A 13,506-nucleotide genomic window follows, 5' to 3' on the forward strand; every position below is an offset into this window, starting at 1 on the left:
CGCATCCAACCCCGGCCCTGCCCAAGGCATCGCACCCCACACCGGCCCTGCCCGGGGAGTCACACTCAACCCCGGCACCGCCAGGGGGTCGCATCCGACTCCGGCATGGCTTCCACCAGCGCCGCATCCAACCCCGGCCCTGCCCAAGGCATCGCACCCCACTCCGGCCCTGCCCGGGGTGTCACACTCAACTCCGGCTTCGCCCGGGGCCATTGCAACCGGCTCCGGCCGCGCACGCGACTCGGCGCTCGACCCCGTGCCGGACCGACGAGGGCACGCCTACAGGCAGCCATCGCACAACCGCATCCACGAGCGCGGCTAGACCATCACCATGGGTGCGGAGGCAGTGAGGTGTAGAAGGTCACGAGGAGCCGCAGAAGATCACGAGCTGATTGTCGTTGAAGGGCTGTGGATAACACCGAGTATCCACAGAATGGGGTTCGGGAGGTCGGAGGCGGTCGCGGAGATGGCACGTTGCGGGGGTGATTCTGCTGCCTCTGCCGAAGTCCCTGACCGCTGCCTTTCTGGTCGTCGCGCCCAGGGCCCTGCGAAGTTCACCCACCGTCGCGGTCTCCGACCTTTGGGTCGAGCAGGTGACGGCGGTGGACCCGCGAGTTATGGCCGTGGCTGAGCTGTTGTGCTGCGCCACCTGCTCGCCCGAACTCGAACCCTTGCTTCCCCTGCTGGAAAGCTCATCCCATCTCCTGGTGAGCTGCACGTCGCCGCCGGGCTGGCCCTTCACCCATCTCTGGGCCGGAGCGTCCGCCGCCAGAGCGCTCGCCTCCTCACTCGGAGGAACGCCCATCGACGCCGACACTGGGCGCCCTCTCCCCCCGGCACGCCCCCTTCCGCGCTCGCCAGAACCGTGCGCCTGCTCAGAACCCAGTCAAATCATCCCGTCCAGCCCTTCTTCGCTCGCGTCATTCGAGGACTTCGCGGTGGCATCGTGGTTGCGCGTCTCATCGGGATTCGATGCCGGAGGCGTGCAACTCGCCACTCACGGAATGACCCGCCTCGGCCTTCCGGAACTCCGCGTCTTCGCCGTCCCCGACGACCAAGTGCCCACCTGGACGACCACCATCCACGGTCTCGCCCACGTCCTTCTCAGCCGCCAACTCACCGCCATCGCCACCCGCCCCACTCGAGGTAGTCACCCGCTTCCCGCCGAACTCACCATCGCGGCCACCGACATCGCCAGCGCCGAAGGCCTCATTCCACCCGTCGCGCACGACGGCGAGGCGGGGGACGTTGGTGCGGGCCGAACGTGGTGGAGGGAGGTTGGGGTGCGTTATGAGGTATTGCGGGGTGGGGCGCAGTTCCTCAATGTGTGGGCGTTGGATGAGGGGGATTAGAGCGTTCTGGATGGTTTGGAGGGTTGGTTTGTTGAAATCGTTGCGGGTCGACGGTGGACGGTGTATCAACGACGCGGGTGATCACATTGGTTTCGTATTATGTCGACCTTGCCATCGGTCTGATTCTTGCCTTTCTGTTGCTGTCGCTTCTGGTCAGCGGGCTGAACGAAGGTCTTGTCCGGCTGCTCGGGATCCGTAGTAAGTTCCTGTGGGCTTATCTGCGTGACACGCTCGATGGTGGCGAGGTCGTGGAGAAGGTCCCGGGTGTTCTGCGGTGGCTGGATGCTCGGCTCAAGGGCTTCAGCCGGTTCAGCCGAAGGCTGCGCAGCGCGCTCGCCGATCTTCTGCCGCCCCCGAAGATGATCCGCTCGCGCTTGCCAGCGACCCTTCTCGGCGTCTTCGCCAAGTTACCCTTCGGCAAGGACCCGCGCCCTGCCTTCAGCCCGCATCCGGCTCCGGTCCACAGCCCGCCCCTGGCGGCAGCAGCCGATTCCCTCGTCGCCGCCGAGATCAAGTCGGCAGGGCCATCTGCGGGATCCGAGGGATCTACAGGAGCCGAGGGAACCGCAGGGTCGCCGTTCGCTGTCCTCCCGTCCGACATCTTGATCGCCAGCACCCCCGCCGACCAGGCAGGCAGTTCGCCCGAGGTCGCAGGTTCCACGCAGGCCGACAGCAGCACCACCGAATCGACCGTAGCGGCGGATGTCGATTCGGCCGGAGCAGCGAGTATCGATTCGGCCCACGGCGCGGAACAAGCCGACCCGCGTGAGCACGGCGAGTCCCTCACCGATCTGCTGCACGAGCGCCTCCAGGAAATCGACGAAGCTAAACAGGGCAAAACAACCATCGCCGAAATCCCGCCATCACGCTTCTCCGTCGCGCTGCTGGAAATAGCCAGCGTTCGAGGCGGGGTCGAGCCCCTGCTCGGCCAACTCCAAACGCTCAAGAGCCCGCTCTACCGCCCACTTGCCGCCATCTGGGAGAAATCAGGCGGCATACTTCCAGCTCTAACCCCTGTCCCCCTAACCCCATCGCCCCCGGCAGCCCATACTCCATTCATCGATGGCAGCGAGCTCACACCCGGCACGGCCACCACCACACCGGGCACCGTCACCACAGCCAGCACCCCCACCCCACCTGGCACGGCCACCACACCCGGGACTGCCACCGCACCCACACCCGGCACCGTCACCGCAGCCGGCAGCGCCACCACACCCACACCCGGCACCGTCACTGCACCCACACCCGGCACAGCCACCGCAGCCACACCCGGCACAGCCACCGCAGCCGGCACGACCGCACCTGGCACAGCCACCACACCTGGCACGGCCGCCGCGCCCGCTGAGACGGCCGCTCCCAGCCCGGTGGACATGGAGGCGTTCCGCAAGGGTGTCGAAGAGTGGTTCGACGGTGAGATGACGCGGCTCACGCTGCTCTACCGCAGATATGTGCGATGGGCGGTCGGCATCCTCAGTCTGCTGGTCACCCTCCTGTTCAGCATGGACGCCCTGGAATACGGCAAGACCCTGCTCAACGACAACGCATACCGCAGCGCGGTTGCCGCTTTCGCCGACCAGGGTGAGCAGGCCCTCGCCCCCATCAAGGCACAATGCGAGCCCGACAAAGACACCTATACCTGCGTCACCGAAGTCCTCAGCACCCCTGCCTTCGTCAAGATCTTCGCTCACGCTCCCGTCAGCGCCACCATCCCGCCATCCGGCAGCCCTTCCTGGACCTGGCGCGGCGGCGACTGGTGGGACCGCCTGATCACCTCCAGCCACTGGCCAGGCTTCCTCCTCACCCTCGTCGCCCTCCTCTTCGGCGCCCCCTTCTGGTGGGACATGCTCCGCCGGGTCACCGGCCTGAAATCCCGCTCCACCACCACCTCGACAGCGAAGTAGCTCAACACCTTCAATGCCGAGACCCGACCAATGCCGAGACCCGACGGTGATCTATCCGCAGCCGTTATGCCAGTAAGCTCACCCACGGCGACCTGCCGCAGGTCGGTGGTCATCGGGTAGCGCCGCGGCTCTTCAGCCGGTCGGGGCCCGCACCACCGTCGCGTCTGGAGAATCCGACGCCAGCGCCCGAGCAGGCAAGGTCATGCCACGATCGTCAGCTCCGTCTCCCAAAGAGACGATCTCTCCAAAGAGCAGACAAAGACCGGTGAGACTGTCGGAGCGGCGTGTTGTCCGGGAGTCGCCAAGGCGTGATATTTGGGAATTGTGATCATTGGTGTGCATATTTGGGCGTTAAAGTGCCAGCTAGGCCGTTATGGGTGCTGAGGCCGTGCTCCTGGTGGTTGTGGTCGTCACTGCGTTGTCGTTTGACTTCACCAACGGGTTTCATGACACGGCGAACGCGATGGCGACGTCGATCGCGACGGGGGCGTTGCGGCCGAAGGTAGCGGTGGGGTTGTCGGCGGCGTTGAACTTCGCGGGGGCGTTTCTGTCGTTGAAGGTGGCGGCGACGATCGCCACGGGGATCGTGGAGACGGGGGCGATCACGCTCACCGTGGTGTTCGCGGGGCTGATCGGGGGGCTCGCCTGGAATCTGTTGACCTGGTATTTCGGGATTCCGTCGAGTTCGTCGCATGCGCTGATCGGCGGGGTGGTGGGGGCGACGCTGATCGCGGCGGGGGCTTCGGCGGTCAAGGGGAAGGAGCTGATGTCGCACGTGCTGATCCCGGCCGTGCTCGCCCCGATGACGGCGATCGTGGTGGCCACCCTCGGCACCTTCCTCGTGTACGTCATCACCAGAAGAGTCCCGGAAGGCATCCGGAGCCGCGGGTTCAAACTGGGGCAGATCGGATCCGCGTCGCTGGTCTCGCTGGCGCACGGAACCAACGACGCGCAGAAGACCATGGGCGTCATCACGCTCGCGCTGATCACCGGTGGGGTGATCAGGCAGGACGCGGGGGTGCCGTTCTGGGTGATCGTGGCCAGTGCGACCTCGATCTCGCTGGGCACGTATCTGGGCGGCTGGCGAGTGATCCGTACGATGGGCAAGGGCTTGACGGAGATCGAGACGCCGCAGGGATTCGCGGCCGAGAGCTCGTCGGCGGCGGTGATCTTCTCCTCGTCGCATTTCGGGTTCCCGCTGTCCACCACCCAGGTGTGCGCCGGTTCGGTGATCGGCGCCGGTCTCGGGAAGCGGCTGGCCGAGGTTCGCTGGAGCGTAGCCGCCCGGATGGGCGTGGCCTGGCTGATCACGATCCCGGCGGCCGCGCTGGTCGGCGCGCTGGCCTGGGCGAGCGCGAACCGCATCGGCGGCAGCCTGGGCGTGCTCACGGTTTCCGGAGTCTCCGCCGTGCTGTCCGGCGGCCTCTACCTGTTGTCCCGCCGAGCCCCGGTCCACGCCGGAAACGTCAACGACAAGTGGACCGCGAAGGAGCGATCGGCGTGAACGACTGGCTCGACCTGGCCGCTCTGTGGCGGGTCCTGGTCGCCTCTCTGGTGGCGGGTGCGGGAATGGCGGCCGTGTTCTCCCTGGCCCTCGTCGGCTTGTCCGCCGGGAAGGTCATCGGCCGTGCCGCCGCGGGCCTGTGCCTGCTCGTGGTCGTGGCGGGTGTCGCCCTCGGCCTGCACGTGATGCTGCAGAAGTGACTCAATCCTCGTAGAACACCCGCTCGACGACGACGCGAGCGCGGCGGGTGGCGCGGCGGTAGTCGTCGATGAAGTCCTCGGAGCCGTCGGGCGGGTAGCCCAGGGTGCGGGAGATGAGGGCGCGTTCCTTGACCAGGCCGGGGATGCTGTCGGCGGCGCGCCCGCGGACCAGCATGATGGCGTCGCGGACGCGGGAGGCGAAGCGCCAGGCGTCGACGAGGGTGGTCTCGTCGCCGGGGTCGAGCAGGCCGGCGACGACGGCGGCGCGGAGGGTGTTCAGGGTCGTGGTGGTGCGCAGGGCGGGGACGCGACCGGCGTGCCGGAGCTGGAGCAGCTGGGCGACCCATTCCACGTCGGAGAGGCCGCCGCGGCCGAGTTTGGTGTGCAGGGTGGGGTCGGCGCCGCGCGGCAGGCGCTCGGCCTCCATCCGGGCCTTGAGCTTGCGGATCTGGAGTACGGCTTCGGCGGGGATGCCGTCGGCGGGGTAGCGGAGCGGGTCGATGAGGTCGACGAACTCGGCGCCGAGGGTGGGGTCGCCGGCGCAGAAGCGGGCGCGCAGCAGGGCCTGGGCCTCCCAGTGGGAGGACCAGCGGTCGTAGTAGGCGCGGTAGGAGGACAGCGTCCGTACGAGGGGGCCTTGGCGGCCTTCGGGGCGCAGGCCCGCGTCGACGCCGAGGGGCGGGTCGGGGGCGGGGAGGGAGAGCAGGCGGCGCAGTTCCTCGGCGACGGCGTGGGCGGCGTCGGTGGCGTCCTTCTCCTCGGCGCCGGGGATCGGGGAGTGCACGAACATGACGTCGGCGTCGCTGCTGTAGGAGCATTCGAAGCCGCCGAGGCGGCCCATCGCGATGACCGCGATCCGGGTGGGGAACTCGCCGCGGCGTTCCGCCGCGACCTTGTTGATGGCGGCGTCCAGGGCGCCCTGGATGGTGACGTCGTTGAGCGCGGACAGGGCCTGGCCCACGGTTTCGATGTCGATGTAGCCGGCCAGGTCCGCGCCTGCCGTACGGAAGAGTTCGCGGCGGCGGAGGGCGCGGATGGAGGCGACGGCGGTTTCGGCGTCGGAGCCGTGGCGGGCGACGGTGGCGGCGATCTCGGCGTGCAGCGCCTCGACGGGGCGGACGGCGAGGTCGGTGGCGGAGCCGAGCATGGCGACCGCGTCGGGGGCGTGCAGGAGCAGGCCGGTGATGTAGCGGCTGGTGCCGAGCAGGAGGGCGAGTTGCTCGGCGACGGCGGTCTCGTCGCGGAGCAGGCGCAGGTACCACGGCGTGGTGCCGAGTTTGTCGCTGATCTGGCGGAAGCCGAGCAGTCCCGCGTCGGGGTCGGGGGCGTTGGCGAACCAGCCGAGCATGACCGGGAGCAGGGTCCGCTGGATCGCCGCACGGCGGGAGACTCCGCTGGTCAGCGCGCTGATGTGGCGCAGCGCCCCGGCCGGGTCGGCGTAGCCGAGGGCTTCCAGGCGGGCTTGGGCGGCGGTGGTGGACAGGCGGGTCTCCTCGGAGGGCAGCCGGGCGGCGGCCTGGAGCAGCGGGCGGTAGAAGAGCTTCTCGTGCAGTCGCCGGACTTCGAGGGCGTGCCGCTTCCAGGTGGTCGTGAACTGGCCGACCGGATCGGTCGACATGCCGAGGCCGCGCCCGATCCGGCGCAGGTCGGCGACGTCCGACGGCACCATGTGGGTACGGCGCAGCCGGTGCAGCTGGATCAGATGCTCGACCTGCCGGAGGAACGTGTACGCCTCCGCCAGCGCCTTCGCGTCCTCTCGCCCGACATATCCCCCACGGGACAGCGCGGCCAGCGCCGACAGGGTGGCCCGGCGGCGCAGCAGCGGATCCGAGCGCCCGTGCACGAGCTGCAGCAACTGCACCGCGAACTCGATGTCCCGCAGCCCGCCGGGCCCGAGCTTGATCTGCCGTTCCGCCTCGCTGACCCGTACGTGCGCCTCGACCCGGCGGCGCATGGCCTGCACGTCCTCGACGAAGTTGTCGCGCGCGGCGGCCTGCCACACCATCGCGTTGACGGCCTCGACGTAGACACCGCCGAGCTCCAGATCGCCCGCGACCGGACGGGCCTTCAGCAGCGCCTGGAACTCCCACGTCTTGGCCCAGCGGCGGTAGTACGCCAGATGGCTGTCCAGCGTCCGGACCAGGGGCCCCAGCTTGCCCTCGGGGCGCAGGTTGGCGTCCACCTCCCAGAGTGTGCCTTCGGGCGTGGTGGTGGAACAGGCCCGCATCATGCTCTGGGCCAGCCGGGTGGCGACCTGGAGGGCGTGGGTCTCCTCGACGCCCTCCTTCGGCTCGGCGACGAAGATCACGTCAACGTCGGAGATGTAGTTGAGCTCGCGCGCGCCGCACTTGCCCATGCCGATCACCGCGAGCCGTACGTCGAGCGCCTCGGGCACCTCGGCCCTGGCGATGGCCAGCCCGGCCTCCAGCGCTGCGCCGGCCAGGTCGGCCAGCTCGGCGGCGGTCCCGGCCAGGGTGATCTCGCCGGTCACGTCCCGCCCGGCCAGGTCCAGCAGCCTGCCCCGGTAGGCGGCGCGCAGCGCGTCCATCGCGGCGGTCACCGGCAGGCCCGCGACCGGTTCCGGCAGGTGCGCGTCCGCCCCGACCGCGAACAGCAGCTCGTCGTGGGCGCTCGGCGGGTCCTCGTACTCGTCGCGGCGCAGCTGCTCCGGGTGACGGACCGCGTGGTCGCCGAGGGCGGCGCTGAGGCCGAAGACGGCGATCATGCGGTGCCGGAGCGCGGGGTCGGCGCGGAAGCTTCCGAGCACGCTCGGATCGCGCTCGACCAGCCGGTTCAGGGCGGTCAGCGCCAGATCCGGGTCGGCCGCGGCGATCAGATCCGCGAGCAGGTCGAGATCGCCGACCGCCTCCGGTCCGAGTTCGTCCAGCAGCCGTTCGGCCCTGGCCCCGTCGGCGAAGCCGAGTCGGGCCAGGCGCCCGGCCGTGGTCTGCATCCGGGACGCGGTGTTCACCGCCCCTTCCTCCGCCTCGATGTCCGCGACGTCAACTCGCAACTAATCTTCCTTCTCGGAGAGAACCACTCCAACATGGCGCGCCCCGAAAAGGCCATGTCGTTGACTTCGCACACGGTAACTCGCCGCCTTGTGCGCGTCGTTAGCGGTTTCTGTCCGTAATCAGGTCATCACGCGGTTTGGCCACGCACCCGCGTGGTGTGCTCGGTCACGACGGCGGCGAATGCCTCCGCGAGCGGGCACCAATGCGCCTGCAATCGTGACCTGGCCGCGTCGACCTGGGAATTCAACTCACCGACTGGATGGCCGGTCAGACCAGTCGTCCATTCGCGGAAAATGTCCGGAGTGGCCTCCGGGTGGAACTGCACCGCCCACGCATTGTCGCCGAGGCGATATGCCTGATTCGGGTACGTGTCGCCGGTGGCTAGTAATACCGCTTGTTCCGGCAATGTGGTCATCGCGTCGTAGTGGTATTGCACCGCGACCGGCTGGGGCTCTGCCACGTCCGCGAAGAGCCGGTCGGCACGGGCTTCCGGCAGCAGGTGAATCGTGCCCGCGCCGATCTCCAGTCCGGGCGCGCCGCGGCGCACCTCGCCGCCGCAGGCGAGCGTCATGAGTTGAGCGCCGAGGCAGATGCCGAGCACGGGCGCGCCGTCCTCTACGGTGGTCTTGATCAGGTCGCGGGTGGCGGGGAGCCAGGGGTACTCCTCGTCGTCCCACGCGGAGGCCGCGCCGCCCAGCACGAGCAGCCCGTCCCGCACCCGATCGGGTACGGGTTCCCCCAGGTAAGGCCGTACGACCACGGTTTCCACGCCGGCCAGCCACGCCGCGAAGTAGCCGAGCCCGGCTTCTACTTCGTGCTCAATCACGACAACGCGCGCATCCATGGACAGATCATAAGGAAGGGTCCGACCGAGGGTCAGGGGCGGTGTCCTTTAGGTTCTCCGGGAATGCCCAGTATCGTCGAACGGGCGATCGATCGTGAGGAGACGGCCATGGAGTTCGACCGCGTACCCGTGCCCGGTGGCGACCTGCGGATCGCGCGGTTCGGGAGCGGGCCCCGGCTGATCATCGCGGTGCACGGGATCACCGCGTCGCTGATGGCGTGGCAGCGGGTCGGGTCGTCGTTGCCGGCGGGGTGGTCCATGGTGGCCATGGATCTGCGCGGGCGCGGGCACAGCGCGGGCGTTTCCGGGCCGTACGGGCTGCGCCGGCATGCCGAGGACGTCGAGCGGGTGGCCGAGCACGTGGGGGCGGATGAGACGAGCGTGCTCACCGGGCATTCGATGGGGGCGTATGTGGCGGTGCTGCACGCGGTTGAGCGGCAGTATGCCCGGACTGTTCTGGTGGATGGTGGCCTGCCGTTGCCGCTTCCGCCGGATATTTCGGCAGATGATCTGCTGGAGCTGCGTCTGGGTCCGGCGATCGCCCGGTTGAGCCAGACGTTCGTCGATGTCGAGGCGTATGTCGGGTTCTTCAAGGAGCATCCCGCGCTGGCGGACTGGACCGCGGCGATGGAGGACTATGTGCGGTATGACGCGCTCGAAATCGAGGGTGGGGTGCGGTCGCGTGTGCGGGAGGACGCGGTTCGCACCGATGGGCGCCAGTTGCTCACCGAAGGGGAGGCGATCGGCGCGGCGCTGCGTGCGATCAAGTCGCCGCTGCGTCTGCTCAGGGCTCCGCGCGGGCTGCTGAACCAGGAGATCGGGCTGATCCCCGACGCTCTGGCGGACTCCTGGACCGCCCAGCTGCCGGGGCTGCGTGACGAGGTGGTTCCGGACTGCAATCACTACACGATCGCGTTCCATGACCGGTGTGTCCGGGTTGTGGTCGATCGGTTAACTCTTGAGCCAGCTATATAATTCCGGAATTGGTATTGTCTATCTGATATAAGTTCTGGTGTGGCGAGTGATCCGGAACTCATCAGCCTGTTGCTCGATCATCTGGAGGATGTCCGCGGCCGGTTGAGCGCTGCCCGGCGGGCGCGGCTCGACGGGCTCATTAAGGACCTTCAGGACGCGGGTGGCGATACCGCCGCCATCGGCGAGTTGGCCGTCGAGCTGCGGATCGAGCTCCAGCTGGCCGGGCTGCCCGAAGACCATCCGGTACGGCGTGCGCTCCCCACCGGGTCCCGGCTGAATCCGGCGTTTCCGGTTGTCGACTGGGGCGATGTGATCGCGCGGCTTCAGCCGGAGGATCTGCGCAGGGTGATTCATCGGAGGCTGCTGGCGGCTCCGGCGTACCGGGTGGATGAGGTGGAGGGGAGCGACGATCCCGATCTCATCCGGCTGGAGCGGGCGGATGGTGGTGTGCAGGTGCCCGCCTTCCAGTTCAGGGAGCGGCGGCCGCGGGCGCTGGTGTTGCGGATCAATCGGTTGCTGGAGGCCGATGAGGATCCGTGGGGGGTCGCGGGGTGGTGGCTGGGGCCGAACGCCTGGCTGGGGAGTGTTCCGGCTGAACTGCTGGATCAGCCCAGGGAGCCGGATCTGATGCCGGCGGCTCGCGCGCTGGCCGAGGGGCCGTGATGCCGGTTCCGGCGCCGCCGGCGCGTTGTCCGAATTCGCCGCGATCTCAGGTGATTGCGGCGGGTACCCGGCTGTGGCGGGTGCATGGTGCCGAGTTTTCCGCAGCGTCGTTCAATCCCACGCAGACCGATCCGCATTGGGGTGGTGGCCGCTTCGACAGTACGAAACTTTGCGAGCCGCCGTATTCCTACCTTTACGCGGCGCATGATCCGGGAACCGCGCTCGCCGAGACGGTGATGCGGGATATTCCGTTCTCCGATCGTGGGCACTGTCCGGTGCCGCGTAAGGCGATCAAGGGGCGGATGTTGTCGCAGATCGAGCTTGTCCGGGATGTGACCGTGCTTGAGCTGGTCAAACCTGATGATTTCACTGGGGTGTGCGCGAAGATCTCGCTGATTCGGGCCGATGCCGCGGATTATGGGCAGACTCGGCGATGGGCGGACTGGCTCCGCCGGAACCAGGCGTGGGCGGAGGGGTTTCGCTGGCAGTCCAGTCCGAGCATGACCCATTTGGTGCTGGTCTTCTTCGGCGATCGCTGCGACAACGGCGACGCCGTCCGCCACGTGGCTGGGAGCGGTGTCCTCCTGGATGACCCTGGCTACCTGGACGAACTGAACAAATCTCTCCGACCGTATGGTGGCTACGTGCATCCCCTCAGGAAACGCCCTGGTGGGTGAACGCGGCCCAGATCGCCGGATCCGCGAAGTCCAGTTCCCCGATCACCTCGTCAAGCTCCTGGGCAAGGTCGTCCGGCACCCGCCGCCCCGGATCCAGCATCCACCGCTGCGCCCGGACAAGAGCCACACTCGGCTCCCGCTCACCCAAGAAACGATGAAATATCACCATAAAGACGGCCGTTCGAATGTCGTCATCGATGGCCCATCTTGATCCGACAACTCCCCGAGCACCTGTCGCAAGGAACGCCGTGGCCAGGGTCAGCGCCTCATCGTGATCTCCGTCCGACAAGTCACTCATACAAGCGGACAACACCACAAGCCCACCCCCCACCCCACCACCCCGGCCAAGCACCCGCTGCACCGGAACCTTCTCCCCGTCCGCGACTTCCAACGCCGAATCCGCCGAAATAACCGAAGACCGAGCATGCCCCGCGAAGTGCACCACCGAATACCCACCCGCGATGGCACCGAGCACCGCCTCCGCCGTAGCGGCCGGAACATCGCGACTACGCAACCACTTCCCCAGCCGAACCGCTCCGGGGTATTCGCGTTCAAAGAGCCGCGCACACTCCCACATAGCCCAGGCAAGATCAGGACTGGAAATCAACACGGGCGCCTGACGCGGCGGCAACACCGGCCGCACCGCAGCCGCGACAAACTGCCTGGCAGACGCCACATACGAAATCGTCGCCCGCTGACACGCATACACCCACCCGACATTTGCCGAAATTTCCCCAATCGGCTTGGGAGCGGCATCCCTACCCATGTGGGGCACAGAGGCGCGACCAGCAAGGCAGGCCGAATCCCGAGACAAGATCGGCATTCCCACCGACAGATGCCCACCATCTTCGGACACGGCACCGGCACTGCCACCGGGCACGCCCGCCCCATCCCCGGACACAACACCGGCGGCCCCACCTGACAAACGCCCAGCATCACCAGACACAGCACCAGCAATCCCATCGGGCACGCGGGTCTCATCCCCGGACACAACACCGGCAGCCCCGCCTAGCAAATACCCGGCATCACCAGACACAGCACCAGCAATCCCGCCAGGCACGCGGGTCTCATCCCCCGACACAACACCGGCAGCCCCACCTGACAAATACCTAGCATCACCAGACACAGCACCAGCAATCCCACCGGGCACGCGGGCCGCATGCCAAGGGACGATTCCGAGGGTTCCTCCCGGAACCAGGACGATGGACGGTTCGTCTTCGCCGATTTCCTCCAGGATTGTCGTCATCGCCGCTTCGCCGGCCCAGTCGCAAAGGTCGGTCAGTGCCTGGCGCCACCTGAGTTCGGCCCCGGAAACCCCGTTGACCAGTTCGTTCTGGGCTCGCTGGTAACGATCGACGGGGCTGTTGCGACCGGCGTCGAGTTGCGGCAGAACGGTCGTCGTGACCGTTCCGTTCGCCAAGACGGTGAGTGCCCTGCCTGGTCCGAATTCGCTGCGAGGGAGGAGATAGACCAAGGCGTGGCGGTTGGCGTCGCGGAGGGTTTGCGCGATTTCCGCCGGACCGGGTGGGGTGAGGAGTGCGGCCAGGGAGGTGTCTTCGACGGCGGCGAGGACGCGATGCCGGAGGTCGCCGGGAATCATCAGGCCGGGGGTTCTGATCCGGCCTTCGGGGCCGAGTTCGACGGCGGCGGTTTCCCAGGGGCGCGTGGCCGTCTCGGTGCTCAGGTGGGTCTGCCATTCTTCGGCCAGGGCGTGGTGGCCTTGATCGCGGAGCAGGGCGGGGAGGGCGTCCGCGGCGGTGGCGGAGTGCAGGACCATGGCGCGGCCGAGTTCGAGAGCCTCGATCGCCGCTTCCGGCCAGCCGTCTGCGAGGGCCCAGTGCACGGTTTCCAGGGTGTCGTCGCGGGCGGCCTTGGACATTGCCAAGCCACGTTCCGCGCCGATCTGCAGGAGCACGTCGGCGAGGCGTTCACGGAGCGCCCGCAACCCGGTGTCGACGGCGCGAGGGTCGCCTTTGAGGCGGTGTGCCTGGGCGAGGTCAACAAGCAGGATGGGGTAGACGCCATCCAGCGGACCGGTTCTCCGATCCCGGATAACCGCTTCCAGATGCGCGATGCCCTGGTCCAGATCACCTCGCTGCCCTCGAATACGGGACCGCTGAATGAGCGCGCTGCCCAAAACGTAGCGACACGACCCGGTTTCACCCAGATAGCTGTCCGGGGCCGCGACAACCTCGATGAGGGTCTGGATACCTTGATCGAGTAGGCGCCGATCACCAGCGGTCAGACCCTTCATAACTGCGGCCAGCCCCGCCTGCCCACGCAACGCCCGCCCATAGAGCCCATCAGCACCAAACCCAGAACCAAACACCGACCCCGAACCAACCGGCCCCAATTCTGAACCTGAGCCAACCAACT

Annotated in this window: 10 protein-coding genes; 7 read left to right on the plus strand and 3 right to left on the minus strand. The window is 67.9% G+C overall.

Annotated elements, in window-relative coordinates; all coding sequences use genetic code 11:
* The first annotated feature begins 1,004 nt into the window (after positions 1-1,004).
* The 4 genes from Aple_RS25015 to Aple_RS25030 all read left to right on the plus strand — a co-directional run bounded on the left by Aple_RS25015 (position 1,005) and on the right by Aple_RS25030 (position 4,957).
* Positions 1,005-1,352, plus strand: a complete 348-nt coding sequence (locus Aple_RS25015; protein ID WP_155347139.1) for a hypothetical protein — start codon at positions 1,005-1,007, stop codon at positions 1,350-1,352.
* A 137-nt stretch (positions 1,353-1,489) separates the two neighbouring features.
* On the plus strand, positions 1,490-3,253 hold the full coding sequence (locus Aple_RS25020) for a hypothetical protein (RefSeq protein ID WP_170321653.1): 1,764 nt from the start codon (positions 1,490-1,492) through the stop codon (positions 3,251-3,253).
* A 373-nt stretch (positions 3,254-3,626) separates the two neighbouring features.
* A complete protein-coding gene (locus Aple_RS25025; RefSeq protein ID WP_155347141.1) occupies positions 3,627-4,757 on the plus strand; it encodes an inorganic phosphate transporter in 1,131 nt (376 codons plus the stop codon).
* Complete coding sequence (locus Aple_RS25030) at positions 4,754-4,957, plus strand: hypothetical protein (protein WP_155347142.1); 204 nt, start codon at positions 4,754-4,756, stop codon at positions 4,955-4,957. The genes Aple_RS25025 and Aple_RS25030 overlap by 4 nt, the downstream gene beginning before the upstream one ends.
* Before the next feature lies 1 nt (position 4,958).
* On the opposite strand, the gene Aple_RS25035 is transcribed toward Aple_RS25030, so the two are convergent.
* Positions 4,959-7,910 carry a bifunctional [glutamine synthetase] adenylyltransferase/[glutamine synthetase]-adenylyl-L-tyrosine phosphorylase gene (locus Aple_RS25035; RefSeq protein WP_155347257.1) on the minus strand — a complete coding sequence of 984 codons (2,952 nt, stop codon included), beginning with the start codon at positions 7,908-7,910 and terminating at the stop codon, positions 4,959-4,961.
* Between the two features lie 188 nt (positions 7,911-8,098).
* On the minus strand, positions 8,099-8,815 hold the full coding sequence (locus Aple_RS25040) for a type 1 glutamine amidotransferase (protein ID WP_155347143.1): 717 nt from the start codon (positions 8,813-8,815) through the stop codon (positions 8,099-8,101).
* Positions 8,816-8,878: 63 nt separating this feature from the next.
* Here Aple_RS25040 and Aple_RS25045 point away from each other — a divergent pair, with 63 nt between their 5' ends.
* Genes Aple_RS25045 through Aple_RS25055 form a run of 3 tightly spaced genes read left to right on the plus strand, consistent with a single transcriptional unit; the run spans position 8,879 to position 11,130 of the window.
* Positions 8,879-9,790 carry an alpha/beta hydrolase gene (locus Aple_RS25045; RefSeq protein WP_246264762.1) on the plus strand — a complete coding sequence of 304 codons (912 nt, stop codon included), beginning with the start codon at positions 8,879-8,881 and terminating at the stop codon, positions 9,788-9,790.
* A gap of 39 nt (positions 9,791-9,829) precedes the next feature.
* A complete protein-coding gene (locus Aple_RS25050; protein ID WP_155347144.1) occupies positions 9,830-10,453 on the plus strand; it encodes a hypothetical protein in 624 nt (207 codons plus the stop codon).
* Positions 10,453-11,130, plus strand: coding sequence for an RES family NAD+ phosphorylase (locus Aple_RS25055; RefSeq protein WP_155347145.1), 678 nt, complete (start codon positions 10,453-10,455; stop codon positions 11,128-11,130). The genes Aple_RS25050 and Aple_RS25055 overlap by 1 nt, the downstream gene beginning before the upstream one ends.
* Here Aple_RS25055 and Aple_RS25060 read toward each other — a convergent pair.
* A complete protein-coding gene (locus tag Aple_RS25060; protein WP_155347146.1) occupies positions 11,108-13,384 on the minus strand; it encodes a CHAT domain-containing protein in 2,277 nt (758 codons plus the stop codon). The genes Aple_RS25055 and Aple_RS25060 overlap by 23 nt on opposite strands.
* Between the last annotated feature and the right edge of the window lie 122 nt (positions 13,385-13,506).

Origin of the sequence: Acrocarpospora pleiomorpha, assembly GCF_009687885.1 — a bacterium.
In the GTDB taxonomy this organism is placed as follows: domain Bacteria; phylum Actinomycetota; class Actinomycetes; order Streptosporangiales; family Streptosporangiaceae; genus Acrocarpospora; species Acrocarpospora pleiomorpha.